This window comes from Rubrivivax benzoatilyticus JA2 = ATCC BAA-35, from assembly GCF_000190375.1.
In the GTDB taxonomy this organism is placed as follows: domain Bacteria; phylum Pseudomonadota; class Gammaproteobacteria; order Burkholderiales; family Burkholderiaceae_C; genus Rubrivivax; species Rubrivivax benzoatilyticus.
In genome coordinates, this window is the sequence record NZ_AEWG01000037.1 from 1 (window position 1) to 25,703 (window position 25,703).

At 72.3% G+C, this 25,703-nt stretch carries 20 protein-coding genes and 2 riboswitches; of the genes, 9 read left to right on the forward strand and 11 right to left on the reverse strand.

All coding sequences use genetic code 11. The features are described 5' to 3' along the window. Together RBXJA2T_RS03615 and RBXJA2T_RS03620 are read right to left on the reverse strand one after the other, a co-directional pair. On the reverse strand, positions 1–453 hold a 453-nt coding region (locus tag RBXJA2T_RS03615), incomplete at its 3' end, for a nucleotide-binding protein (RefSeq protein ID WP_009855956.1). Positions 454–470: 17 nt separating this feature from the next. Continuing rightward, the gene (locus tag RBXJA2T_RS03620; protein WP_029718312.1) at positions 471–2,321 is read right to left on the reverse strand and encodes a TonB-dependent receptor domain-containing protein; all 1,851 of its coding nucleotides are present in this window, start codon (positions 2,319–2,321) and stop codon (positions 471–473) included. Positions 2,322–2,392: 71 nt separating this feature from the next. After that, a riboswitch (cobalamin riboswitch) is annotated at positions 2,393–2,629 on the reverse strand. A 153-nt stretch (positions 2,630–2,782) separates the two neighbouring features. Between RBXJA2T_RS03620 and RBXJA2T_RS03625 the strand changes: the two genes are divergently transcribed. From RBXJA2T_RS03625 to RBXJA2T_RS03635, 3 genes are read left to right on the forward strand one after another with little or no spacing between them, the layout of a single operon-like run. Further along, the gene (locus tag RBXJA2T_RS03625) at positions 2,783–3,898 is read left to right on the forward strand and encodes a YeeE/YedE family protein (RefSeq protein WP_037289780.1); all 1,116 of its coding nucleotides are present in this window, start codon (positions 2,783–2,785) and stop codon (positions 3,896–3,898) included. Between the two features lie 46 nt (positions 3,899–3,944). Continuing rightward, the gene (locus RBXJA2T_RS03630; protein ID WP_029718311.1) at positions 3,945–4,271 is read left to right on the forward strand and encodes a c-type cytochrome; all 327 of its coding nucleotides are present in this window, start codon (positions 3,945–3,947) and stop codon (positions 4,269–4,271) included. Positions 4,272–4,281: 10 nt separating this feature from the next. Beyond that, entirely contained in the window at positions 4,282–5,568 is a 1,287-nt protein-coding gene (locus RBXJA2T_RS03635) for an NAD(P)/FAD-dependent oxidoreductase (protein ID WP_009855960.1), read from the forward strand. A gap of 42 nt (positions 5,569–5,610) precedes the next feature. Here RBXJA2T_RS03635 and RBXJA2T_RS03640 read toward each other — a convergent pair whose 3' ends face one another. The 3 genes from RBXJA2T_RS03640 to soxY all read right to left on the reverse strand — a co-directional run bounded on the left by RBXJA2T_RS03640 (position 5,611) and on the right by soxY (position 7,924). Continuing rightward, the gene (locus RBXJA2T_RS03640) at positions 5,611–6,753 is read right to left on the reverse strand and encodes a branched-chain amino acid ABC transporter substrate-binding protein (RefSeq protein ID WP_009855961.1); all 1,143 of its coding nucleotides are present in this window, start codon (positions 6,751–6,753) and stop codon (positions 5,611–5,613) included. A 166-nt stretch (positions 6,754–6,919) separates the two neighbouring features. Further along, positions 6,920–7,019, reverse strand: a riboswitch (glycine riboswitch). Between the two features lie 103 nt (positions 7,020–7,122). After that, on the reverse strand, positions 7,123–7,437 hold the full coding sequence (soxZ, locus tag RBXJA2T_RS03645; RefSeq protein ID WP_009855962.1) for a thiosulfate oxidation carrier complex protein SoxZ: 315 nt from the start codon (positions 7,435–7,437) through the stop codon (positions 7,123–7,125). 10 nt (positions 7,438–7,447) lie between these two features. Next, entirely contained in the window at positions 7,448–7,924 is a 477-nt protein-coding gene (soxY, locus tag RBXJA2T_RS03650; RefSeq protein WP_009855963.1) for a thiosulfate oxidation carrier protein SoxY, read from the reverse strand. 153 nt (positions 7,925–8,077) lie between these two features. On the opposite strand from soxY, the gene RBXJA2T_RS19700 reads away from it, so the two are divergent. Beyond that, positions 8,078–8,242 carry a DUF3149 domain-containing protein gene (locus RBXJA2T_RS19700; protein ID WP_009855964.1) on the forward strand — a complete coding sequence of 55 codons (165 nt, stop codon included), beginning with the start codon at positions 8,078–8,080 and terminating at the stop codon, positions 8,240–8,242. A 61-nt stretch (positions 8,243–8,303) separates the two neighbouring features. Here the strand turns inward: RBXJA2T_RS19700 and RBXJA2T_RS03655 are convergent, their stop codons facing one another. From RBXJA2T_RS03655 to RBXJA2T_RS03665, 3 genes are read right to left on the reverse strand one after another with little or no spacing between them, the layout of a single operon-like run. Further along, positions 8,304–9,284, reverse strand: a complete 981-nt coding sequence (locus RBXJA2T_RS03655; RefSeq protein WP_009855965.1) for a 2-dehydropantoate 2-reductase — start codon at positions 9,282–9,284, stop codon at positions 8,304–8,306. Beyond that, the gene (locus RBXJA2T_RS03660) at positions 9,281–10,294 is read right to left on the reverse strand and encodes a helix-turn-helix transcriptional regulator (RefSeq protein WP_009855966.1); all 1,014 of its coding nucleotides are present in this window, start codon (positions 10,292–10,294) and stop codon (positions 9,281–9,283) included. The genes RBXJA2T_RS03655 and RBXJA2T_RS03660 overlap by 4 nt, the downstream gene beginning before the upstream one ends. 13 nt (positions 10,295–10,307) lie before the next feature. Beyond that, positions 10,308–11,981: a formate--tetrahydrofolate ligase gene (locus RBXJA2T_RS03665; RefSeq protein WP_029718310.1), complete on the reverse strand. Its 1,674-nt coding sequence runs from the start codon at positions 11,979–11,981 to the stop codon at positions 10,308–10,310. 183 nt (positions 11,982–12,164) lie between these two features. On the opposite strand from RBXJA2T_RS03665, the gene RBXJA2T_RS03670 reads away from it, so the two are divergent. Next, positions 12,165–12,782: a UPF0149 family protein gene (locus RBXJA2T_RS03670; protein WP_009855968.1), complete on the forward strand. Its 618-nt coding sequence runs from the start codon at positions 12,165–12,167 to the stop codon at positions 12,780–12,782. Positions 12,783–12,786: 4 nt separating this feature from the next. Here the strand turns inward: RBXJA2T_RS03670 and RBXJA2T_RS03675 are convergent, their stop codons facing one another. Continuing rightward, the gene (locus tag RBXJA2T_RS03675; RefSeq protein WP_009855969.1) at positions 12,787–15,468 is read right to left on the reverse strand and encodes a response regulator; all 2,682 of its coding nucleotides are present in this window, start codon (positions 15,466–15,468) and stop codon (positions 12,787–12,789) included. A gap of 83 nt (positions 15,469–15,551) precedes the next feature. On the opposite strand from RBXJA2T_RS03675, the gene RBXJA2T_RS03680 reads away from it, so the two are divergent. Then, the gene (locus RBXJA2T_RS03680) at positions 15,552–15,854 is read left to right on the forward strand and encodes a hypothetical protein (RefSeq protein ID WP_009855970.1); all 303 of its coding nucleotides are present in this window, start codon (positions 15,552–15,554) and stop codon (positions 15,852–15,854) included. Positions 15,855–15,863: 9 nt separating this feature from the next. Here the strand turns inward: RBXJA2T_RS03680 and glgA are convergent, their stop codons facing one another. Next, complete coding sequence (glgA, locus tag RBXJA2T_RS03685) at positions 15,864–17,339, reverse strand: glycogen synthase GlgA (RefSeq protein WP_009855971.1); 1,476 nt, start codon at positions 17,337–17,339, stop codon at positions 15,864–15,866. 11 nt (positions 17,340–17,350) lie between these two features. Further along, positions 17,351–18,616, reverse strand: coding sequence for a glucose-1-phosphate adenylyltransferase (gene glgC / locus RBXJA2T_RS03690; protein ID WP_009855972.1), 1,266 nt, complete (start codon positions 18,614–18,616; stop codon positions 17,351–17,353). A 345-nt stretch (positions 18,617–18,961) separates the two neighbouring features. On the opposite strand from glgC, the gene RBXJA2T_RS03695 reads away from it, so the two are divergent. From RBXJA2T_RS03695 to glgX, 3 genes are all read left to right on the forward strand, one after another. Beyond that, positions 18,962–21,406 (forward strand): glycogen/starch/alpha-glucan phosphorylase, encoded by a 2,445-nt coding sequence (locus tag RBXJA2T_RS03695; RefSeq protein ID WP_029718309.1) that lies wholly within the window; start codon positions 18,962–18,964, stop codon positions 21,404–21,406. 63 nt (positions 21,407–21,469) lie between these two features. After that, on the forward strand, positions 21,470–23,641 hold the full coding sequence (glgB, locus tag RBXJA2T_RS03700) for a 1,4-alpha-glucan branching protein GlgB (RefSeq protein ID WP_009855974.1): 2,172 nt from the start codon (positions 21,470–21,472) through the stop codon (positions 23,639–23,641). Then, positions 23,629–25,695, forward strand: coding sequence for a glycogen debranching protein GlgX (glgX, locus tag RBXJA2T_RS03705; protein ID WP_009855975.1), 2,067 nt, complete (start codon positions 23,629–23,631; stop codon positions 25,693–25,695). Before glgB ends, glgX begins: the two co-directional genes overlap by 13 nt. Positions 25,696–25,703: the final 8 nt, after the last annotated feature.

Below are 25,703 nucleotides of genomic sequence, written 5' to 3' on the forward strand. Positions count from 1 at the left end.
GTGGCGCGCGCCGCCGACGCGGTTGGCCAGCACGCCGGCCCAGGGCAGCTCGCGCCAGCTGCGCAGCCCGTGCACGAGGGCGCCGAAGGTGGCGGCCATCTTCGCCGCGTCGATGACCGCCAGCACCGGCAGGCCGAAACGCTGGGCCAGGTCGGCCGCGCTGGGCTCGCCGTCGTGCAGGCCCATCACGCCCTCGACGACGACGAGCTCGGCCTCGGCCGCCGCCTGTGCCAGACGCGCCGCGCAGTCGGCTTCGCCGTTGATCCACAGGTCCAGCGTGTCGACGCTGGCGCCGCTGGCCAGCGCCAGCCATTGGGGATCGAGGAAGTCGGGGCCGCACTTGAAGGCCCGCACGCGCGCGCCGCGGCGCGCGTGCAGCCGCGCCAGCGCGCAGGCGACGGTGGTCTTGCCCTGGCCGGAGGCCGGGGCGGCGACGAGCACGACGGCGGCCATCGTCACGGTCCCCGCGCTCAGACCGCCCAGCGCAGCACGACGAGCGCGCTGCGGCCGGCGACGTTGTAGCTGCGCGCGAGCGCGTAGTCCTTGTCGCCCGCGTTGTCGAGGCGCGCCTGCAGCGTCAGGCCCTTGCCGAGCGTGGTCTCGGCGCTCAGGTTGACGAGGCCGTAGCCGCCCAGGCGCCGGGTGTTGGCGGCGTCGTCCCAGCGTTCGCCGGCGGCCTGGACCTCGGCGCCGAGGCGCCAGCCGGCGAGCACGGTGTCCGCGCCCAGCGTCGCCAGGCGGCGCGCGCGGCGGGCGATCAGCTTGTCGGTGGCCTCGTTCCTCGGGTCGTGGAAGTCCGCCGAGGCGCGCAGCGCGACGGCGCCGACGCGCGTGCGGCCGGACAGCGTCAGCCCCTCGTAGCTCGCCTGGCCGACGTTCTCGTAGCAGCCTCTGGCCGACACGCAGGCACCGGCGGCGCCGAAGACGATCAGGTCCTCGACCTTGTTGCGCCAGGCGACGAGGCCGATCTCGTGCTCGCCGGCGCTGCGGCGCAGGCCGATCTCGAGGTTGCGGCCGCTCTCGGGCACCAGGTTCGGGACGCCGTAGTCGCTGAAGCGCTGGTACAGCGTCGGCGCGCGGAACGAGGTCGCGGCCGACGCCGTCAGGCGCCAGGCCGGCGCGAAGCGCCAGCCCCAGGCCAGGCTGCCGGTGCCCTTGCCGCCGAACTCGCTGTCGTCGTCGTGGCGGGCGTGGGCCTGCAGCGAATGCACGCCGAACTCGCCGCGCCAGCCCAGCGCGACGCCGTCCTGCGAACGTTCGTCCTGCAGCCGCACGGCCGTGGCCGAGGCCAGGTTGTCCAGGCGGTCCTCGCGCCGCTCCAGCGTCAGCGAGACCCGCTGGCCGGGCCGCAACTGCTGCTCGTGCTGCATCGTCAGGTCGCGCAAGCGCGTGCGCGTCTGGTAGATGCTCGGCTCGGTCTCGTAGAGGCTGCGCGACTCGGACAGCCGGGCGCTGCTCAGCGCCTGCTCGTTCCACTGGCCGCGCCAGGACAGCGCGGCGGTGCGCAGTTCGTGATGCGAGCGGTCGTCGCGCGTCGAGCTGCCGTCGTAGCGGGCGTTCAGGTGGCTGTCGGTCATCGAGGCCTCGACACGGTGCTCGGGCGCGAGCTGCCAGCCCACGCGGGCCTGCAGCGAACCGCGGCGCCAGCCGTCGGTGTCGGGATTCTGGCCGTCGCGCGCATCGAAGCCGTTGCTGTCGCTCCAGCCGGCCGACAGCGCGTAGTCCAGGCGCCCGTCCGAGCCCGAGAGCCCGGCGTCGGCGAGCCGGCTGCCGCGGCTGCCCCAGCCCAGGCCGCCGCTGGCGCGCAGCGCGCCCTGGCCGCGGCGGGTGAAGACCTGCACCACGCCGCCGACGGCGTCCGAGCCGTAGACCGCGGCCGCCGGACCGCGCAGCACCTCGACGCGTTCGATGCGGTCCAGCGCGATCTGCTCCCAGGCGGCGCCGCCGGTGCTCTGCGAGTCGACGCGCACGCCGTCGACGTAGACCGCGGTGTGGCGCGTCTCGCCGCCGCGGATGTAGACGCTGGTGCTGCCGCCGGGGCCGCCGTTGCGGCTGATCTCGATGCCGGGCAGGCGGGCGAGCAGGTCGGCGACGCTGCTCGCGCCGCTGCGCTCGATCGCCGCGCGGTCGACGAGCGAGACGTCGGCCAGCGTCTGCGACAGACGCTCTTCGAGACGGCTGGCGGTGATGACGATCGGGTCTTCGCCGGCCTGGGCGAAGGCCGCCGGCGCGCCGGCGGCGGCGACGGCGGCGACGGCGAGACGGGTGGCGAGAGCGCAGGCGCGCAGCGGGGCGTTCAAGCCCGGGACGGAAGTCGACATGAAAAAAGTCAGAGTCGGCGCGGCCGACCACCTCCCCGCAGCCGCCGCTGTACGGTGCCCGCGCCGCAGGCGCACGCACCCCCACGTTGGCCGGTATCCGGGCTGGCGGTGCGACCCGTGTGCCCTTCCCAGGCGCTCGGCCCAGTGGATTCGACACGAGCGGAAGCCTGCGAGGGCTCCGACCGCTTACCGTTGCGGGGGCAGCTCAGGTTGGGGGCGAACCGGCGACACCGTGTCGCCCCTTCCTGATTCCCGTTGAACTGTCCCGGCAGACGCCGGGGACGAGCACCAACGGGCCGCATGATAGGCAAGGCCTCGGCGGCGCCGGGGCACGTTGCGCGATTCCTTGATGACAATCAAGCGAACGCCTCGACCGTCTTCCTTGCCTGGCGCAGAAGCACATGCGCATCGCGCACGAGCCGTGCGCCGGGACGGCCGGCAGCCGCCGCGACAATGCCGACATGCCCACCGCGGAAGAACTCGAGGCCCACCTGCGCCTGCTGCTGGCCGGCGCCTTCGTCATCGGCGCGGCCTTCGGCGCCATCTCGCAGCGCACCCACTTCTGCACGATGGGTGCGCTGGCCGACGTCTTCGCCTTCGGCGACCGCACCCGGCTGCGGGCCTGGGTCGCCGCCGTCGCCGTCGCGGTGCTGGGCTTTCACCTGATGGTGGGCCTGGGCTGGGTGCGTGCGGCCGACAGCCTGTACGGCGGCACACGCGTGGGCTGGCTGTCGGCGATCGTCGGTGGCGCGATGTTCGGCCTGGGCATGGTGCTGGCGTCGGGCTGCGCGGCACGCAACCTGGTGCGCCTGGGCGGCGGCAGCCTGAAGTCGCTGGTCGTCGTGCTCGTCGTCGGCGCCAGCGGCTTCGCGGCGATGAAGGGCGTCAGCGCGGTGCTGCGCGTGGCCAGCGTCGACCGCGTCGGCTTCGAGCTGCCGGCCGGCCAGGACGCGGCCGGTGCGCTGGCCGCCGCCACCGGCCTGCCGCTGCAGACGCTCGCCCCCTGGCTCGGCGCGGCGGTGGCCGCGGCGCTGCTGGCCTGGGTGCTGGCACGGCCCGAAGGCCGCGGCCGCGAGGTCGCCGGCGGCGCCGCGATCGGGGTGCTGGTGGTCGCCGCCTGGTGGCTGTCGGGCCGGCTGGGTTTCGTGCCCGAACACCCCGAGACGCTGGAGCCGGCCTTCCTGGCGACGAACTCGCGGCGCATGGAGTCGCTGAGCCTGGTCGCGCCGCTGGCCTGGGGCCTGGACTGGCTGCTGTTCTTCAGCGACAGCCGCAAGACGCTGACGATAGGCATCTGCAGCGCCGCCGGCATCGTCGCCGGCTCGGCCGCGGTCGCGCTGGCCACACGCAGCTTTCGCTGGCAGGGTTTCGCCGGCACCGAGGACACGGCCGGCCATCTCGTCGGCGCGGTCCTGATGGGCACCGGCGGCGTCACCGCGCTGGGCTGCACCGTCGGGCAAGGAATCGCAGGTCTATCGACGCTTTCCGCGCATAGCGCCATCGCCGTCTCGGCTATGGTCCTCGGCGGCTTCGCAGGCCTGGCGCTGCAGCGCCGGCGCATCGAACGCTGCGGCTGAACCCACCACCCCACCACGATCGGAGGACAACGACATGAGATCGCCGATGCGACCGATGCTGGTCGCGCTGGGCGCCGCGAGCCTGGCGCTGCCGGCCGCCGCCGACCTGCGGGCCGACGAGGCGCTGGCCGCGCGCTCGGTCGCCGCCACCTGCGCCAACTGCCACGGCACCGACGGCCACTCGCGCACGGCGATCAAGTCGCTGGCGGGCCAGCCGGCCGAGCGCATCCTGCAGTCGATCGCCGACTACCGCAGCGGCGCGCAGCCGTCGACGATCATGGCGCAGATCCTGCGCGGCTACAGCGACGAGCAGCTGCGGCTGGCGGCGCACTGGTTCGCGGCGCAGCCGGCCCGGCCGGCCGACGCCCGCTAGGAGCGACACGATGCAGCAACCCGATCGTTTCGCCCTCTCGCGCCGCCGCCTGCTGGGCGCGGGGCTGGCCGGCGGCACGCTGGCGCTGGCCGGCTGCGCCGGCAACCGCGTCGTCAAGCCGACACCCGGACGTGTCGTCGTCGTCGGCGGCGGTTTCGGCGGCGCCACCGCGGCACGCTACCTGCGGCTGTGGGGCGGCGTCGACGTCACGCTGGTCGAACGCGAGGCGGCGTTCGTCTCCTGCCCGATCTCCAACCTGGTGCTCGGCGGCTGGCGCACGCTGGACGACATCACGCGCGGCTACGACGGCCTGGCCGCCGCCGGCGTCAAGCGGGTGCGCGGCGAGGCCGTGGCGATCGACCCCGAACGCCGCCTGCTGCGCCTGGCCGACGGCAGCACCCTGCCCTGGGACCGGCTGATCGTCGCGCCCGGCATCGACTTCGACACCGCCGCGATCCCCGGCCTGCAGCCGGCACTCGACGCCGGCAGCGTGACGCACGCCTGGAAGGCCGGGCCGCAGACCGTCGCGCTGCGCCGCCAGCTCGAGGCCCTGCCCGACGGCGGCGTCGTCGCGATGACGATCCCGCGCGCCCCTTACCGCTGCCCGCCAGGGCCTTACGAACGCGCCGCCGTCATCGCCGGCTGGCTGAAGCAGGCGCGGCCGCGCGCCAAGCTGCTGGTGCTCGACGCCAATGCCGAGATCCAGTCGAAGAAGGCGCTGTTCGAGCGCGCGTTCAAGGAGCACTACGCCGGCATCGTCGAGTACCGGCCGAACGCCGAGCTGCGCGAGGTCTCGGGGCGGCTCGCGCGTTTCGACTTCGAGGACGTGAAGGCCGACGTGCTCAACGTCATCCCGCCGCAGCGCGCCGGCCGGCTGGCGCAGGACGCGGGGCTGGTGACGGTCAACGGGCGCTGGGTGGGTGTCGACTGGCTGACGCTGGAGTCGCAGGCGCTGCCGGGCGTGCACGTGCTCGGCGACGCCACCTTCTCGGCGCCGCTGATGCCCAAGAGCGGGCACATGGCCAACCAGCACGCCAAGGTGGCGGCGGCGGCGGTGATCCAGCGGCTGCGCGGCGAGCCGGTGAACCCGGCGCCGCTGGTGATGAACACCTGCTACAGCTACCTGTCGGCGACGCACGCGGTGCACGTCGCCTCGGTGCACCCTTACGACGCCGCCGAGAAGACCTTCAAGGCGGTGCCGGCCTCGGTCGGCGTGTCCAAGGACTGGAACACCGCCGAGGCGCTGTACGCGCAGGCCTGGGCCGAGAACATCTGGGCCGACGCGCTGGCGCTGTGAACTTGCGGGCGGCCCCCGCGGGGGTGCCGCCCGCCGCCGCCGTCAGCGAACGACGGCGATCTCTTCGCGCTGGCCGCCCTTGAAGGTGTAGAGCGTCAGCGCGCCGTTCTTGATGTCGCCCTTCTCGTCGAAGGCGATCGTGCCGGTGACGCCCGGGACGCTGATCTTGGCCAGCACCGGCAGGTACTTCGCCGGGTCGGCCGAGCCGGCCTTGACCATCGCCTCGACCATCACCTTGGTCGCGTCGTAGGTGTAGGGCGAGTAGATCTGCACTTCGGTGCCGAACTTCTTCTTGAAGTCGGCCTTGAACTTGTCCATCACCGGCTTCTGCGCGCCTTCGACACCGCCGGCGATCGCGCAGACCACCTGGCCGTCGGGCACCTGGCCCGAAGCCAGCTTCGGCAGCTCGGCGGTGCAGACGCCGTCGCCGCCCATGAACTTCGACGTGATGCCGAGCTGCTTCATCTGGCGCAGCATCGGGCCACCGACGGCGTCCATGCCGCCGTAGAAGATGACGTCGGGCTTGGCGGCCTTGATGCCGGTGAGGATGCCGGTGAAGTCGGTCGCCTTGTCGTTGGTGAACTCGCGCTTGACGATGTTCGCGCCGGCGGCCTTGGCGGCCTTCTCGAACTCGGTGGCCACGCCCTGGCCGTAGGCGGTGCGGTCGTCGATGACGGCGACGGTCTTGGCCTTCAGCGTCTGCACCGCGTAGCGGCCCAGCGTGCCGCCGAGCTGGGCGTCGTCGGCGACCATGCGGAAGGTGGTCTTGAAGCCCTGGCGGGTGTAGCGCGGGTTGGTCACCGACGGCGCGATCTGCGGGATGCCGGCTTCGCTGTAGATGCGTGCGGCCGGGATCGCGGTGCCGGAGTTCAGGTGGCCGACGACGCCGTTGACCTTGCTGTCGACGAGCTTCTGCGCCGCCGCGGTGCCCTGCTTCGGGTCGCCGCCGTCGTCTTCGGCGAGCAGCTCGAACTTCACCGGGCGGCCGCCGATCTGCACGCCCTTGGCGCTCAGCTCCTGGATCGCCATGCGCACGCCGTTCTCGTTGTCGCGGCCGAGGTGGGCGGCGGGGCCGCTGAGCGCGGCGACGTGGCCGATCTTGACGACGATCGGCTCGGCGGCCGACGCGGAAACGGCCACGCAGGCCAGGGCAAGCAGGGAAAGGCGCGGATGGAAGGCAGTCATGTTCGGGTCTCTCAGCAGGACGTCGTAGGCATGCCGGCGCCGCGCCCCTTGCGCAGCGTCACCCCCTCTGTCCTGACACCTGAGAGATTCACAGCGGCCGCCCGGCGCCGTTTGCTCCTTCGGCGCACCGGCGGACGTCACGCAGCCGGCGCTTCTTCAGAGTTCATCCAGGGCATCGGTCCGTGGTGCCTGAGAGTTTCCGGGGTGGTTGCTCCTTCGGCGCCGCGCGAAAAGGGTGGACGCGCGGGCTCTCCCGATGCCATTCGGGCTTTTGGCCTGCCCGGCTGCGGATTCACCACCAGCCGGGCTAGAAGTAGTCGATTATGCCAGCGAACTACGGGGAAACCCGCAGCAAGCTCCCACGCCGTATCAGGCGATCACGGCCTCGGCGCTGCGGCGCTCGCCGCGTGTGTCGACCCAGGAGACGCCGACCCGGTCGCCGGCCTTGCCGCCCCGGAGCGCGAAACGCAGGAAGGGGTTCTTCGACACCGACGGGCCGAAACTAAGCGTCAGCACCGGGCGGCCTTCCAGCGTCACGGCGACGTCCTGGATGTGCCAGGCCGGGATCGGCCGGCCGTCGCCGTCCTTGCGCTGGCCGGACTCCATCTCGTGGGCCATCAGCACGCGCACGACGGTGCGCTCGCCCTGCAGCTGGGCGCGAAGAAGGATGGGGGCGCTGGCCATGTCCTGCCCTTCAGGCGGCGCAGCCGCCGAGCGTCACGCGGATGTCCCGGCGCGCGTAGAACACGCGGCCGTCGGCGGTGGTGGCCACCGCCCAGACGTTGGACGACTGCGCCATCTTGACGCGGATGACGAACTCCGGGACCACGGCCTCGCCGAGCTCGAACAGCGCCGACAGCACCGCCGGGTTCTTCTCGACCAGCAGCAGCAGGCGGCGTGCGCCGGGCAGCGTCGTGGCCAGCGTCAGCTCGACGGCGGCGCCGTTCTCGGCGATGTCCGGGCCGGCAAGCGTGACCGCCGGGCTCGGCACCGGCGCCGGCCAGCCGAGCGCGGCGTTCAGCTCGGCCAGCGAACGGGCCTCGAAGGCCTGAGACAGCGACGCGGCAGCCGCCGGGCGGGGCCACAGCCCCTGCGCCAGCAGCAGTGCCGCGACGGCGGCGGAAGCGGTCAGCGCCTCGCGGCGCCGCGGGTCCGGCAGGGTCTGGTCCATCGTGCCATTGTGGCCCAGCCGGGTGCCGCGGCGGGATCTGGAACGAGTCCGAGAGCTGGGCTCGTTCTTTGAGTTATGACAAGTTTCTTGCCTTGTGTCGGGCGCCCAATGTCATCGATCAATACAGATCAAGCCCGCCGAGGAGCCCCTGACATGAATGCGATGACCGTCCTCTTTTCCACCGACGTCGGCCTGATGAGTCTGGCCGTGATCGTCGTGACGCTGGGAATGGGCGCGTTCTACTTGCGTTATTTCCTGAAGCACATGCGCGAAGACAGCGCACGCGCCGCCGCCGAGGCGGCCCAGGCCCGCCGCTGAGCCCGGGCGGCGCCTCCCGAGTCGCCTCAGCCACCAGAACGCCGGCCTCGAGCCGGCGTTTTCATGTGTACAGCCCGCGCTGGCGCGCGAACAGCCGCGTCAGCCCGAACAGCGCGTCGATCGCCGGCGTCGGCCGGCCCAGGCGCTGGCCGAGTTCACGCACCGCGCCGACGATGGCGTCGAGCTCGATCGGCCGGCCGGCTTCGACGTCCTGCAGCATCGAGGTCTTGAAGGCGCCGAGCCTGGCGGTGATCGCATGCCGGTCTTCCGGCGTCTGCTCGATCGGGCAGCCGACGAGCGCGCCGATCGCCGCGGCTTCCTGCATCGCCTGCGAGCAGAACGCGCGCACCAGCGGATCGGCGAGCACACGGTCGGCGGTGGCGCCGGTGATGGCGCTGACCGGGTTCATCGTCAGGTTGCCCCAGAGCTTGTACCAGACCTCGCGGCGCACGTCGGCCGAGGCGGTGACGTCGAAGCCGGCGTCGCGCAGCAGCGCCGCCACCGTGTCGACACGCGCACTGGCGCCGCCGCCCGGCTCGCCGACGATCAGCCCGGCACCCATCCTGTGCACGACGAGGCCGGGCTCGGCGGTGAAGGCCGCGGCGTGCACGACGCAGCCGAGCACGGCCTCGTGCGGGATCGCCGCGCCGACGACACCGCCGGGGTCGACCGACTCCAGCGGTGCCTCACCGAGCGCGGCGACACCGTGGCCGAACCACCACGGCACGCCGTTCATCGCCGGCAGCACGACGGTGCGCGGGCCGATCAGCGGCGCGATGCCGCGCGCGACCGGGGTCAGCGCCGGGCCCTTGACGGCGATGACGACGAGGTCCTGGACACCGAGTTCGGCGGCGTCGGCCGACGCCGCCGCGCACGGCGCCTGGATCAGTTCGCCGCCCTGCTGCAGCCGCCAGCCGTGACGGCGCAGCGCGTCCAGCGTCGCGCCGCGCGCGAGGGCCGCGATCTGCGCCTGGCCACGCGCCGCGAGCCGGGTGCCGATGAAGCCGCCGATCGCGCCGGCGCCGAGGATGCAGACCTTCATGTCGTCGAGCCGCCCGCGGCGGTGCTGGAGGAAGACGGGGCGTCGCCGGCGTAGACCGCGGCCGCGGCACGCAGCCGCGCGGCGACCTTGGCGCGCAGTTCGGGCGGCGACAGCACCTCGGCGTCGGCGCCGTGGCGCATCAGGTCCATCACCAGCTCGGTGTCGTCGGTGTAGGGCAGCTGCAGCTCGTAGCGGCCGTCGTCCAGCCAGCGCCCCTGCTGTTCGGGGTGCCAGGCCTCGCGGCTCACCCAGGCCGCCGCGGACGCGGCGAAGGCCACCGTCGCCCAGCGCCGCGTGCCGCCGGCGTAGATGCCGTAGCCGGCGTCCATCTCGGCCTGCACACGCGCAAGCGGCAGCTCGAGCGCCGGGCGCTCCAGCACCGCGGCCTGCTCCATCGCGTCGAGCGCAAAACGGCGCAGCCCGTCGGCGCGGTGGCACCAGGCGTCCAGATACCAGGTGTTGCGGTAGTGCACCAGGCGCTGCGGCGAGACCTCGCGTTCGCCGAGCTCGCCACGCGTGCGGGTCAGGTAACGCAGGTGCAGCCGGCGGCGTTCCAGCAGCGCCTCGGCGACACGTTCGAAATGGCGCGCCGGCACCGCACGGCGCGCCGCGGCGACGATCCTCACGCGCTGCATCAGCGTCTTGTCCTCGGCGCCGCCGATCATCTCGCGCACGCGTTCGAGCAGCGGCTGCAGATGGCGCGCCAGCGTGCCGTCGTCGTCCAGGCTGGCCAGCAGCTGGTGCGCGGCGAGCAGCGAGTACAGCTCGCGCTCGTCGAACCACAGGCCGGGCAGCTCGTGGCGCGTGCCGCGCGCGCCTTCGTCGAGCCGGTAGCCGTTGAGCTCGCGGTCGTAGACGATGGGCGCGCCCAGGCGGCTGCGCAGGTACTCCAGGTCGCGCTTGAGCGTGGCGCGCGAGACCTCCAGCTCGTCGAGCAGCGTCTGGAAGGCGACGTGCCCGCGCTGGCGGATCAGGCGCTCGATCTTGTAGAGGCGTTCGGCGTTGGACATGGCGCAGCGACGGTCAGAATAAACCGACGACGCGCCCGTCCTCCGTGAGGTCGATCACCTCGGCCGCGGGTGTCTTGGGCAGCCCGGGCATGGTCATCACGTCGCCGCAGACCATGACGATGAACTCGGCGCCGGCGGCCAGGCGCACCTCGCGCACGTCGAGCACGTGGCCCTCGGGCGCGCCGCGGCGCTTGGCGTCGGTCGAGAAGCTGTACTGCGTCTTGGCGATGCAGATCGGCCAGCGGCCGTAACCCTCGGCCTGCAGGTGCTCGATGCGCGCGCGCACCGCCGCCGGCGCCTCGACGCCGGCGGCGCCGTAGACGCGTGTCGCGACCTTGCGCAGCTTCTCCCACAGCGTGTCGTCGTCGTCGTAGACGAAACGCGGCGTGCTCGGCTGCTCGAACAGGCGCACGACCTCGCGCGCCAGGTCCTCGGCGCCGGCACCGCCTTCGGCCCAGTGGCGCGCCATCGCGATCGGCACGCCCCAGCTCCGCACACGCTCGCGCAGCAGCGCGTGCTCGGCGTCGGTGTCGGCGCTGAAGTGGTTGACGGCGACGACGCAGGGCAGGCCGTAGACGCCGCGCACGTTGTCGACGTGGCGGCGCAGGTTGTCCAGGCCGCGCTCGAGCGCACCGAGGTCCTCGCGGCCCAGCTCGGCCAGCGCCGCGCCGCCGTGGTGCTTCAGCGCGCGCACGGTGGCGACGATGACCGCCGCGTCGGGCCGCAGCCCCGACTTGCGGCACTTGATGTCGAGGAACTTCTCGGCGCCCAGGTCGGCGCCAAAACCGGCTTCCGTGACGACGACGTCGGCGAGCTTCAGCGCCGTCTTCGTCGCCAGCACCGAGTTGCAGCCGTGGGCGATGTTGGCGAACGGGCCGCCGTGCAGGATGGCCGGCGTGTGCTCCAGCGTCTGCACGAGGTTGGGCGCGAAGGCGTCCTTCAGCAGCACCGCCATCGCGCCGTGCACCTTCAGATCGCGGGCGCGCACCGGCAGCCGCGAGCGCGTCTCGGCGACGACGATGTTGCCCAGGCGCTGCTTCAGGTCAGCCAGCGACGTGGCCAGGCAGAAGATGGCCATCACCTCGCTGGCGACGACGATGTCGAAGCCGTCCTCGCGGGGCACGCCGTTGCCCGGGCCGCCGAGGCCGGCGGTGATGTGGCGCAGCGCGCGGTCGTTCATGTCCATCACGCGCTTGAAGCCGATGCGGCGCACGTCGATGTCCAGCGCATTGCCGTGGTGCACGTGGTTGTCGATCGCCGCGGCCAGCAGGTTGTTGGCCAGCGCGATGGCGGCGAAGTCGCCGGTGAAGTGCAGGTTGATGTCCTCCATCGGCACCACCTGCGCGTGGCCGCCGCCGGCGGCCCCGCCCTTCATGCCGAAGACCGGACCCAGCGAGGGCTCGCGCAGCGCGACGATGGTCTTGCGGCCGATGCGGTTGAGCGCGTCGCCGAGGCCGACGGTGGTCGTCGTCTTGCCCTCGCCGGCCGGCGTCGGCGTGATCGCCGTCACCAGCACCAGCTTGCCGTCGGGACGCGACTCCAGGCTGCGCAGGTAGTCCAGCGAGAGCTTGGCCTTGTAGTGGCCGTAAGGCACGAGGTGCTCGTCGGCGATGCCCAGGCGGTCGCGGGCCAGGTCGGTGATGCGTTGCAGGCGGGCGTTCTGGGCGATGTCGATGTCGCTCGGCACGGGCACTCCGGATCAGGGGTCGGGCAAAGCGGGCGATTGTGCTGCCGAAGCCCGCGTTTTGCCGTGCCGACGTCCGTTTGCCGGCACGCGGGCGTCGGGCGGGAACGACGCGTGCACCGTCCGGCGGCGACCGGCTTGATCAACAACGCCAAAAACCGCCCGCGTCATAGGACAATCCCTAGTGTGGACTATCCCGAATACGACCCTTCCCTGCAGACCACGCCGCTCGCCGACGAGGAGCTCGACGAGCTGGACGCGCTGCTGCAGGAACTCCCCGCCGACGAGGCGATGAACGTCGAGGCGCTCGACGGTTACCTGACGGCTCTGGCCGTCAGCCCCGGCAGCCTCGCACGGCTGCACACCCGCGAGTGGATGCCGGTGATCTGGGGCGGCGACGGCGACGGGCCCGCACCGTTTGCCAGCGGCAAGCGGCGCAAGCGCGTCGTCTTCCTCGTGCTGCGCCATCTGCACGCCATCGAGAGCGTGCTGAAGACGCGCCCTGACGACTGGCAGCCGGTGTTCAGCGTCGCCGAGACCGAAGACGGCGAGATCATCGACGCCGAAGACTGGTGCATCGGCTTCCTGGCCGCTGTCGGCCTGGACGCCGCGGCCTGGGAACCGCTGTTCGACGACCCGGCCTACGGCCCGGCGCTGGTGCCGCTGGCCCTGCTCGGCGGCGACGACGAGTCGCTGACGAGCGCCGATCGCGAACGGCTGCAGGACCCGCTGGAGCGCGACGAACTGTCGCGTGCGGTCGCCGACGTCGTGCCGCGCATCCCCGAGTTCGCCGCCGCCGTCTGACGGGTCAACCGCGCCCGGCCGCCTGGCGGCCGAGCCAGTGCAGCAGCACCGAGTACAGCTGCGCCGGGTCGACGGGCTTGGCGACGTGGTCGTCCATGCCGGCGTCCAGGCAGGCCTGGCGGTCCTCGCCGAAGGCGTTGGCCGTCATCGCGACGATCGGCGTCGCGGCGTGGGCCGGCAGCGCACGGATGCGGCGCGTGGCCTCCAGCCCGTCGACGCCGGGCATCTGCATGTCCATCAGAATCGCCGCGTAGTCGCCGGCCGCAGCGCAGGCCACCGCCGCCTCGCCGTCGTCGGCGACGTCGACGCACAGGCCGGCCATCTCCAGCAGCTCGCGGCCGACCTCCTGGTTCACCGGGTTGTCCTCGGCCAGCAGCACGCGCGCGCCGGCATGGCGCTGACGCAGTTCGGCCTCGCCGTCGACGGCCGGGCAGGCCGTGGCGACGACGGTCTCGCCGGCCCGCAGCCGCACGCTGAACGAGAAGCGGCTGCCCTCGCCGACGCGGCTGTCGACCGCGACGTCGCCGCCCATCAGCAGCGCCAGCCGGCGCGTGATCGCCAGCCCCAGGCCGGTGCCGCCGAAGCGCCGCGCCATCGTGGCGTCGGCCTGGGCGAAGGCGGTGAACAGCTGGCCGAGCTTGGCCGCCTCGATGCCGATGCCGGTGTCGGCCACCGTGAAGCCGAGCTGCAGCCACGGGCCCTCGCGCGCGAGCAGCCGCACCTGCAGCGACACGCCGCCCTGCTCGGTGAACTTGACGGCGTTGCTCAGCAGGTTGAGCAGCGCCTGCGCGATGCGCATCGAGTCGCCGAACAGCACGTCGGGCACGTCGTCGACATCGGACTCGAGCCGCAGTGCCTTGGTGCGCGCGCGCTCGGCCACCTGCTCGATGCAGCGGCTCACGAGTTCACGCAGCGAGAAGTCGTGCTCGTGCAGCTCGAGACGGCCGGCCTCGATCTTGGACAGGTCCAGGATGTCGTTGAGCACCGCCAGCAGGTGCTGGGCCGCGCCGTCCACACGCGCCAGGCGCTCGGCGGTCACGGCGTCGGGCGCGTCGCGGCGCATCAGGTGGGTGAAGCCGAGGATGGCGTTCAGCGGCGTGCGGATCTCGTGGCTCATGTTGGCCAGGAAGGCGCTCTTGGCCTGGCTGGCGGCGTCGGCCTGCGCCCGCGCGGCCTCGAGCTCGGCGGTGCGGCTGGCCACCAGCATCTCGAGGTGGTGGCGGTGGCCGTCGAGTTCGCGCTCCAGCCGCCGCCGCTCGGTGATGTCCTCGCTGACGGCAACGAAGTGCGTGACGCGCCCCTCGGGCGAGCGCAGCGGCGTGACGACGGCCGACTCGACGTACTCGCTGCCGTCCTTGCGCCGGTTGACGAACTCGCCGCGCCAGGTCTCGCCGGCCTGCAGCGTGCGCCACAGCGAGGCCACCGTGTCGGCCGGCGTGCGCGCCGAGCGCAGGCGCTCGGGCGTGCTGCCCAGGATCTCCTCGCGCGAGTAGCCGGTCTGGTCGAGAAAGGCCTGGTTGACGTACTGGATGCGCGCCTCCGGGTCGGTGATGACGATGCTGCTGGAGGTCTGCTCGACGGCCAGCGAGAGCTCGCGCAGGCTGGCGGCGGCGGCCTCGGCACGGGCGCGAGCCGACACCGCCTCGTCCATCGACAGCTGGGTCTGCAGCTGGCTGCGGCGCAGCGCGTCCTCGGACAGGCGGCGGCGCTGCGCGGCGTCGTCGAGCTGGCGACGCACGGCGGCGATCTCGGCGACACCACTCTGCGCTTCGGGCGTGCCGGCCGGCGCGGCCAGCGAGGCGACGTCGCGGCCGAGCCGGCGCCCGGCGATGGTGCCGCCGAGCACGCCGATCAGCGTCGCACCGAGCACACCCGCGACCAGCGGCAGCGCCTCGGCAGCCACCGCGTCGTGCAGCACCTGCGGCGGGATGCGCACCACCGCCGTCCACGAGGCCCGCTCGAGCGCGGCGCTGCGCAGCCGGCCGTCTTCGCCGACGATCGGCTCGCCGCGCCGGGCGACGGCCTGGCCGGCGGCGTCGCGCAGCTCCAGCGACCAGCCCGGCGGCAGCAGCAGGCGTTCGAGCAAGGGCTGGAACTGGCTCGCCTCGATGGTGCTCAGCAGCAGGCGCGGACTGCGCCCCGGCTCGGGCGGCAGCGGCACCGCCACGCTGACGATCGGCACCCCGGCGATGGGCCCCACGAACAGGTTGCCGACCACCGGGCGACCCTCGCGCAGCGCGGCCTGCGCCGCGTCCAGCGCCGCCGGCCGCGGCAGCGGCGGCTGCTCGACGTCCTGCGGCAGGCGGCTGTTCATCGCAACCCGGCCGTCGGCGTCGACGAGCAGCACGTGGCTGCCGTAGCCGCGCGCGTAGCTCTCGCCCAGGCGGCGCATCTCGTCCAGAGACGCCGACGGATCGACACCCTGCGCCAGCATCATCAGCCCGGCCAGGCGCGACTCGAGCATCTGGTCGGCCAGCAGCGTCAGGCGGGCGACGATGCGTTCGGCCGCCTGCTGGCGCTGCTCGAGGCTGGACTGCACGCGGTAGAACGCGATCGCCGCGCCGAGCAGCAGCATCGGCCCGACGCACAGCCAGATCAGGCGGCGCAGGAAGACACGCAGCGGCAGCACCTGCCCGGCGGCCGGGGAGGCGTCGGGTGATGCGGCGTGGGCATGATCGCTCGACATGGGCGGCGTGTGCGGCCCATCATAGGCAGGGACGCCGCCGCGGGCGGCTCAGGCCCATCCCGAACCCGCCACCCCTCCCCCGAGTGAACGACTCCTTCGCCCTTCCCCCGTCCTTCGTCGCGCTGTACCTGCCGGAGGGCCGCACGCGGGCGGACCGGCCGCTGCGCGAGATCGCCGACCGCCACGAGCTCTGCGAGGACATGGCCCAGATGCTGGCCGAGCCGGCACGCACGCTGCCGCTGGCGCTGGGCATCACCGAGGCCGACGTGCTCGAGCGCATGCGCGCCGTGGCCGGCGCCGAGGACACCGGCCTGGCACCGGCCGAGGCCGGGTGGGTCGTGCGCCGGCTGGCCGAACTGCTGGGCTGGCCGGACCCGGGACCCTGAGCGCGCCGCTCAGCGCGCCCGGCCGTCGGCGCGCAGCGGCGCCAGGGCCTCGTCGTACAACGCGAGGTACTCGCGCGCCGGCCCTTCCCAGGAATGCTGCTGGGCCATCGCACGATCACGCAGCCGCGCCCACAGCACCGGCTGGCGCCGCGCCTCCAGCGCCCGCTGCACCGCCTGGGCGAAAGCCTGCGGGCTGGGCACGTCGAAGACGAAGCCGGTGGCGCGGTCCTCGGCCACGGCCGCGGCGCTGGCGTCGACCACCGTGTCGGCCAGCCCGCCGACGCGGCGCACGATCGGCAGCGTGCCGTAGCGCAGGCCGTAGAGCTGGGTCAGCCCGCAGGGTTCGAAGCGCGACGGCACGGCGATCGCGTCGGCGCCGGCGATCAGCCGGTGGGCCCGCGCCTCGTCGTAGCCGGTGAAGACCTGCACCCGCCCCGGGGACTGGTCCTGCGCGGCGCGGAAAGCCGACTCCAGCGCCGCGTCGCCGGTGCCCTGGATCGCGAACTGCACGCCCTGGGCGAGCAGCTCGGGCAGCGCCGCGAGCACCAGATCCAGCCCCTTCTGCGAGGTCAGGCGCGAGACGATGGCGACGACGAGCGCGGCGTCGTCGAGGTCCAGCCCGGCCTCGGCCTGCAGCGCGCGCCGGCAGGCGGCCTTGCCATCGGGGCGCGCGGCGTCGTAGACGGCGGCGATCGCCGGGTCGGTGGCCGGGTTCCAGACCGCGGTGTCGATGCCGTTGAGGATGCCGCGCACCTGCGCCGCGCGCGAGCGCACGACGCCGTCCAGGCCGCAGCCGAACTCGATCGTCGAGATCTCGCGGGCGTAGCTCGGGCTGACCGTGGTCACGCGGTCGGAGAACTTCAGCCCGGCCTTCATGAAGCTGAGCTGGCCGTGGTACTCCAGGCCGGCCGGCGACATCAGCCGCGAGGCCAGCCCCAGCGTCGCCCAGTCGTGCATCGGGAACAGGCCCTGGTAGGCCAGGTTGTGCACGGTGTAGACCGAGGCCGCCGGCGTCGCCGCGTGGTCGGCGATGTAGGCGCAGCTCATCGCGGCATGCCAGTCGTGGGCGTGCACGACGTCGGGCGCCCAGTCCGGGTCGGCGTCGCCGGCGGCCAGGTGGGCGGCGATCCAGCCCAGCAGCGCGAAACGCTGCAGGTTGTCGGGCCACTCCTCGCCGTGCGCGTTCTGGTACGGATTGCCGCCGCGCTTGTAGAGGTAAGGCGCCTCGACGACATAGACCACCAGCCCGTCGCCGGGCAGCCGCGCGCGCAGCAGGCGCACACGCAGCGCGCCGAAGCAGGCGCCGATGTCGATGACGCAGCGCAGGCCGCTGACCTGGTCCAGGATCGCCGGCAGGCCCGGCAGCAGCAGGCGCACGTCCGCGCCCTGCTGCGCCTGGGCCACCGGCAGCGCGGCCACCACGTCGGCCAGCCCGCCGGTCTTGACCAGCGGGAACACCTCGGCTGCGACGTGCAGCACCTTCATCGCGGGGGTCGTCATTGCAGCGCGCGCAGCATCTCCCGCGTGACGAGCACGATGCCGGATTCGGTACGGTAGAAACGCGCCGCGTCGGCCGCCGGGTCCTCGCCGATGACCATGCCGTCGGGAATCACGCAGTCGCGGTCGACGACGACGCGCGTGACGCGCGCATGGCGCCCGATCTGCACGCCGGGCAGCAGCACCGCCCAGTTGACCGCGGCATACGAGTGCACACGCACCTGCGAGAACAGCACCGAGCGGTAGACCGCACCCGACACGATGCAACCGCCGGAGACCATCGACTCGATCGCCAGCCCGCGCCGGTCGTCCTGGTTGTGCACGAACTTCGCCGGCGGCAGCTGCGGCTGGTAGGTCCAGATCGGCCAGTTGGTGTCGTACAGGTTGAGCAGCGGGTCGGTGGCCGTGAGGTCGATGTTGGCGTCCCAGTAGGCGTCGATCGTGCCGACGTCGCGCCAGTACGGGCCGGTGCCGGCACGCGTGCCGACGCAGCTCAGCTCGAACGGGTGCGCCACGGCAACGCCGGCGCGCACCATCTTGGGGATGATGTCCTTGCCGAAGTCGTGGCTCGAGTTCGGGTCGGCCATGTCGCGCTCGAGCTCGCGGTACAGGAAGCGCGCGTTGAAGACGTAGATGCCCATGCTGGCCAGCGCCTTGTCGGGCTTGCCCGGCATCGGCGGCGGATCGGCCGGCTTCTCGACGAAGTCCAGGATGCGCCGGTTGTCGTCGACGTGCATGACGCCGAAGCCCACCGCCTCCATGCGCGGCACCTCGATGCAGCCGACGGTGCACTCGCGGCCCTGGGCGACGTGGTCGGCCAGCATCAGCGCGTAGTTCTGCTTGTAGACGTGGTCGCCGGCCAGCACCACGACGTAGTCCGCCTTGTAGGCCGCCAGGATGTCCTGGTTCTGGTAGACGGCGTCGGCGGTGCCGCGGTACCAGCTCTCCTCGTCGACCCGCTGCTGCGCCGGCAGCAGGTCGACGAACTCGTTCATCTCGGACTTCAGGAAGGCCCAGCCGCGCTGCAGGTGGCGCAGCAGGCTGTGGCTCTTGTACTGGGTGATGACGCCGATGCGGCGGATGCCCGAGTTCAGGCAGTTGGACAGCGCGAAGTCGACGATCCGGAACTTGCCGCCGAAGTACACCGCGGGTTTGGCGCGGTTGTCGGTGAGGTTCTTCAGGCGGCTGCCGCGCCCCCCGGCAAGGACCAGCGCGATCGAACGTCGCGGAAGGTCGAAGCTGGAGGCGGGATCGATCGGTTTCATGGCTGTCTCCTGGCCGGTAGAACGTACGGTTGAAGCAACGGAATTACAGAATGGGGATGCGGTGGACGGCGGCACGTGGCCAACGCAGCACCGGGCCGGATCTTGTGGAGAGGAAGAGCGCAGGCGGCCAAGGCCCTGTCGGACCGACGTTTCGGCGCCTGGGCGTGGCTAGAATCGTTGTCGGACACCGAAAGCAGGCCGCCATTTTCTGTAGTTTTACTACATGAAGAGATCGGCAAGAGGCGTCGTGACCGACGCGCCCCCCGCACGCGGGGCGCGCACGGCACGGCGCGTGCATCGGTGCCCACCATCGGCCCCGTGTTCGCCCAACCGCTGCAGACCGCCATGAATACCTCGACTGCCGCCCCGACCGCCCCGGACCGTTTCGGAGCCCAGGTCGATCGCCACCTGCTTTCGACCGTCGGCGTCACGCCGGCCGATGCCTCGCACTCCGACATCATGCATGCGGTCGCGCAGGTGGCTCGTGAAGCATTGTCCCGCCGCTGGGTCGCCTCCGATGCGACCGATCGCAAAGCGCGTGCCCGCCGCGTCTGCTACCTGTCCATGGAGTTCCTGATCGGGCGCACGCTGGGCAACGCCCTGGCCGCGCTCGGCATGGAAGGCGAGGCCGCCGCCGCGGCGCGCCAGCACGCCGCGTCGCTCGAGGACGTGGCCGCGACCGAACTCGACGCCGCGCTCGGCAACGGCGGCCTCGGCCGGCTGGCGGCGTGTTTCCTGGACTCGATGGCCACGCTGGGCCTGCCCTCCTTCGGCTACGGCATCCGCTACGAATACGGCATGTTCGCCCAGGCCATCGCCGGCGGGCGTCAGGTCGAGCACCCGGACCCCTGGGTCGAGGACGGCACGCCGTGGGAGTTCCCGCGCCAGGCGGTGGCCTACCCGGTGCGTTTCGGCGGCTGGGTCGAGCACCCCGAGTCGCCGGCCGCGGCGCCGGTGTGGCGCCACGCCGGCCAGGTCAGCGCCAAGGCCTACGACATGGTGATCCCCGGCCACGGCACCGATCGCGTCAGCACGCTCAGGCTGTGGAAGGCGGTGGCGCCGGCGCAGATCGACCTGCACGCCTTCAACAGCGGCGACTACCAGCGCGCCGCCGAGTACAAGAACCAGTTCGAGAACATCTCCTGGGTGCTCTACCCGAACGACAGCACGCCGGCCGGCCGCGAGCTGCGCCTGCGCCAGGAGTACTTCTTCACCAGCGCGTCGATCCAGGACATCGTCGCCCGCCACCTCGCCGAACACGGCCGGCTGGACAACCTCGCCGAGCAGGTCGCGATCCACCTCAACGACACCCACCCGGCGATCGGCGTGGCCGAGCTGATGCGCCTGCTCGTCGACGAACAGCGCATGGCCTGGGCCGAGGCCTGGGCGATCACGCAGCAGGTCTTCAGCTACACCAACCACACGCTGATGCCCGAGGCGCTGGAGACCTGGCCGGTATCGCTGATCCAGCACGTGCTGCCGCGCCACCTCGAGATCATCTTCCGCATCAACCACGACTTCCTCGTGATGGCGGCCGAGGCGCGCCCCGGCGACGACGCCTTCCTGCGCCGCCTGTCGCTGATCGACGAGGGCGGCGAACGCCGCGTGCGCATGGCCCACCTGGCGGTGGTCGGCAGCCACAAGGTCAACGGCGTCTCGGCGCTGCACTCGAAGCTGCTGGTCGAGACCATCTTCGCCGACTTCGCGCGGCTCTGGCCCGAACGTTTCATCAACATCACCAACGGCGTGACGCCGCGGCGCTGGCTGGCGCAGGCCAACCCGGGGCTGGCCGGGCTGCTGGACCGCACGATCGGCGACGGCTGGCGGCTGCACCTGGAGCAGTTGGCCAAGCTGGCGCCGCACGCCGAGAACGCCGCCTTCCGCCAGGAGTTCCTGGCCGTCAAGCGCGCCAACAAGGTCCGCCTGGCCGACCACATCCGCACCGCCACGCGCATCGTCGTCGACCCGGACAGCCTGTTCGACGTCCAGGTCAAGCGCATCCACGAGTACAAGCGCCAGCTGCTCAACGTGCTGCAGATCGTCGCGCGCTACCAGGCGATGCTGGCCGACCCCGAGGCCGACTGGGTGGCGCGCACGGCGATCTTCGCCGGCAAGGCGGCGTCCAGCTACGCGATGGCCAAGAACATCATCCGGCTGATCAACGACGTCGGCGCGGTCGTCAACCACGACCCGCGGCTGCGCGGCCGGCTGAAGGTGGTGTTCGTGCCGAACTACGGCGTCTCGGTGGCCGAGGTCATCATGCCCGGCGCCGACGTCTCCGAGCAGATCTCCACCGCCGGCACCGAGGCCTCGGGCACCGGCAACATGAAGCTGGCGATGAACGGCGCGCTGACCGTCGGCACCGACGACGGCGCCAACATCGAGATCCGCGAGAACGTCGGCGACGACAACATCTTCATCTTCGGCCTGAAGACGCCCGAGGTGGAGGCCACGCGCGCCGCCGGCTACCAGCCGCTGCGCCTCTACGAGGGCAACCCGAAGCTCAAGGCGGTGCTCGACGCGATCGCCGGTGGCGCCTTCTCGCCCGACGAGCCGGCGCGCTACCGCGGCCTCGTCGACTCGCTGCTGTGGGGCGGCGACCACTACCTGCTGCTCGCCGACTTCGACGCCTACTGCGAGGCGCAGGCCCGGGTCGACACGCTGTACCGCGACCGCGATGCCTGGGCGCGCAAGGCGATCGCCAACGTCGCCGGGATGGGCACGTTCTCGTCAGACCGTACGATCGCCGAATACGCCCGGGAGGTCTGGAAGCTGCCGACCGACCGATAGACCGTCACCGAGGGGCGCGATGATCGCCCCGCTGCCCCGCCCGTCCGAGGAGAAAGCGTCTTGATGCTCGAGCCCCATGTCGTCGATCTGGTCTGCAGCGGGCGCCACGGCGATCCGTTCTCGGTGCTCGGGCCGCATGCCGACGAGGCGGGAACGACCTGGGTCCGGGCCTTCCTGCCGGGTGCGGCGGCGGTCGAGGCGCTGGGCGTCAAGGGCGGCAAACGCGGCAAGCTCGCGCTGCGCCACCCCGACGGCTTCTTTGAAGGCAAGCTGCGCAACGGCGGCCACTACCGCCTGGGCGTGACCTGGCATGACGGCAGCACCGCGGTCATCGAGGACCCGTACCGCTTCGGCGCCGTGCTCGGCGAGATGGACGTCTGGCTGCTCGGCGAAGGCTCGCACCTGCGGCCCTTCGAGGTGCTGGGCGCGACGCCGCGCACCTTCGACGGTGTCGACGGCACCGCGTTCGCGGTCTGGGCGCCCAACGCCGAGCGCGTCTCGGTCGTCGGCGACTTCAACTTCTGGGACGGCCGCCGCCACCCGATGCGGCTGCGGCGCGAGTGCGGCGTCTGGGAGCTGTTCCTGCCCGGCGTCGGCGCCGGCGCACGCTACAAGTTCGAGATCGTGTCGCGCTCGGGCGAGCGGCTGCCGCAGAAGGCCGACCCGTACGCACGCCAGTCCGAGCTGCGCCCGGCGACGGCCAGCGTCGTGTCCCCCATGCCGCTGCCGGTGGCGCCGTCGTCGCAGCGCCAGCACGCCAACGCACTCGACGCGCCGCTGTCGATCTACGAGGTCCATCTGGGCAGCTGGCGGCGCCGGCCCGAGGACGGCAACCGCTGGCTGAACTGGGACGAGCTCGCCGACGAGCTGATCGCCTACGCCCAGGACATGGGCTTCACGCACCTGGAACTGCTGCCGATCAGCGAACACCCGTTCGACGGCTCCTGGGGCTACCAGCCGCTCGGGATGTACGCGCCGACCTCGCGCTTCGGCGACGCCGCAGGCTTCCGCCGCTTCGTCGATCGCGCCCACGAGGCCGGCATCGGCGTGCTGCTGGACTGGGTGCCGGCGCACTTCCCCGGCGACTCCCACGGCCTGGCGCAGTTCGACGGCACCCACCTCTACGAGTACGCCGACCCGCGCGAAGGCTTCCACAACGACTGGAACTCGCTGATCTACAACTACGGCCGCACCGAGGTGCGCAACTTCCTCGTCGGCAGCGCCCTGTACTGGCTGGAGCGCTACGGCGTCGACGGCCTGCGTGTCGACGCGGTGGCCTCGATGCTCTACCGCGACTACAGCCGCAAGGCCGGCGAGTGGATTCCCAACGTGCACGGCGGGCGCGAGAACCTCGAGGCCATCGCCTTCGTCAGGCGCACCAACGAGGTCATCGGCAACGAGCGCGCGCAGGCGGTGACGATCGCCGAGGAGTCGACCGCCTTCCCGGCCGTCTCGCGGCCGACCTACGCCGGCGGCCTGGGCTTCCACTACAAGTGGAACATGGGCTGGATGCACGACACGCTGCAGTACATGTCGCGCGAGCCGGTGCACCGCCGCTTCCACCACGGCGAGATGACCTTCGGCCTGGTCTACGCCTTCCACGAGAACTTCATCCTGCCGCTCTCGCACGACGAGGTCGTGCACGGCAAGGGCTCGCTGCTGGGCAAGATGCCGGGCGACCGCTGGCAGAAGTTCGCCAACCTGCGCGCCTACTACGGTTTCATGTGGGGCCACCCGGGCAAGAAGCTGCTGTTCATGGGCGGCGAGTTCGCCCAGCAGGCCGAGTGGAACCACGACCAGAGCCTGGACTGGCACCTGCTGGCGGACGACCACCACGCCGGCACGCAGCGCCTGGTGCGCGACCTCAACCGCCTCTACCGTGGCAGCCCGGCGCTGTACACGCGCGACTTCAGCGGCGACGGCTTCGAGTGGATCTGCCACGACGCCGCCGACGAGAGCCTGCTGAGCTTCGTGCGCCGCGGCCGCGACGGCCAGCTGATGCTGGTCGTCAGCAACTTCACGCCGGTCGTGCGCCACGCCTACCGCGTCGGCGTGCCGGCCGCCGGGCGCTGGGTCGAACGGCTGAACACCGACTCCGGCTACTACGGCGGCGGCAACGTCGGCACGCCGTTCGGCGCCGCGGCCAGCGAGCCGCAGCCCTGGCAGGGCCGCGACCAGTCCATCGTGGTGACGATCCCGCCGCTGGCCACGGTGTTCTTCGAATGGACCGCCTGACCGGCATGCTCCAGGCCGGCCGCTCGTGGCCGCTGGGCGCGAGCTGGGACGGCCAGGGCGTCAACTTCGCCGTCTTCTCGGCGCACGCCAGCGCCGTCGAGCTGTGCCTGTTCGACGCCGAGGGGGCGCACGAGATCGCACGCGCGGCGCTGCCGGCGCAAAGCAGCGACATCTGGCACGGCTACCTGCCGGGCGCCAAGCCGGGGCTGATCTACGGCCTGCGTGTGCACGGCCCCTGGCGCCCCGAACGCGGCCACCGCTTCAACCCGCACAAGGTGCTGCTGGACCCCTGGGCGCGCGAGATCGTCGGCCGCTTCGACTGGAGCGGCCCGCACTTCGCCAACGACCTCGAGCACCCGGCCGACCTGGACCTGCAGGACAACGCGCGCCAGGCGCTGAAGGCGCGTGTCGTGCACGACCACTATGACTGGCACGGCGACCGCCACCCGCGCACGCCGCTGGCCGACACCGTGATCTACGAGCTGCACGTCAAGGGCTTCACGCGGCGCATGCCCGGCGTGCCCGAGGCGGTGCGCGGCAGCTACGCCGGGCTGGCCTCGGACGCCGCGATCAGCCACCTGCGCCGGCTGGGCGTCACCGCGGTCGAGCTGCTGCCGGTGCACCAGCACCTGGACGAGCAGCGGCTGGTCGCCGGCGGGCTCAGCAACTACTGGGGCTACAACACCGTCGGCTTCTTCTGCCCCGAGCCGCGTTATGCCGCCACCGGCCACCCGCGCGACGAGTTCCGCACGATGGTGCGGCGGCTGCACGCCGCGGGCATCGAGGTCATCCTCGACGTCGTCTTCAACCACACCGCCGAGAGCGACGAACGCGGCCCGACGATCAGCTGGCGCGGGCTGGACAACGCCAGCTGGTACCGGTTGCCGGCCGAGCAACGCTCGGCCTACGAGAACATCACCGGCACCGGCAACGCGCTGGACCTGCGCCACCCGCGCGTGCTGCAGATGGTGCTCGACAGCCTGCGCTACTGGGTGCAGGAGATGCATGTCGACGGCTTCCGCTTCGACCTCGCGCCGGTGCTGGCGCGCGGCGACTGGGGTTTCGAGGCCTCGGGCGCCTTCTTCAAGACACTGGCCCAGGACCCGGTGCTCGCCGGCGCCAAGCTGATCGCCGAGCCCTGGGACATCGGCCCGGGCGGCTACCAGCTCGGCCACTTCCCGAGCGACTGGCTGGAGTGGAACGACCGCTTCCGCGACTGCACACGCGCCTTCTGGCTCGGCGGCGACTGCACGCGCGGCGAACTCGCGCTGCGCCTGGCCGGCTCGTCGGACATCTTCCAGGCGCGGCGGCGGCCGCCCGCCGAGTCGGTGAACTACGTCGTCTCGCACGACGGCTTCACGCTCGCCGACCTGGTGTCCTACGACTTCCGCCACAACGAGGCCAACCTCGAGGGCAACCGCGACGGCCACGGCCACAACCTCAGCTGGAACTGCGGCGTCGAGGGCCCGACCGACGACCCCGACGTGCTGCGCCTGCGCCAGCGGCTGCAGCGCGCGCTGCTGGCCACGGCGCTGCTGTCGCAGGGCACGCCGATGCTCGCCGCCGGCGACGAGCTCGGCCACACCCAGCACGGCAACAACAACCCCTACTGCCAGGACAACGAGACCACCTGGATCGACTGGAGCCGCGCCGACGAGTCGCTGATCGCCTTCACCGCCCACGTCATCGCGCTCAGGCGGCGCTACCTGCCGCTGGCCCAGCGCTGGTACACCGGGCTGCAGGACATGCGCGGCCGCCACGACCTCAGCTGGCTGCGCCGCGACGGCCAGGTGATGTCGCTGGCCGACTGGAACGACCGCGTCTCGCGTGTGCTCGGCGCCTACATCGGCGCGCCCGGGCGCACCGACTCGCCGCTGCTGCTGCTGGTCAACGCCGTCGACGCCGACACCGGTTTCCGGCTCCCGCCGGGCGACTGGCACGCCGAGCTCGACACCGCCGAGGCCGACGGCCGCAGCCACTGGCGCGGCGGCGACGTCGACTTCCCGCTGCGCGCACGCAGCCTCGTGCTGCTGCGCAACGCCGCGGCCACCTGACGCGGAGG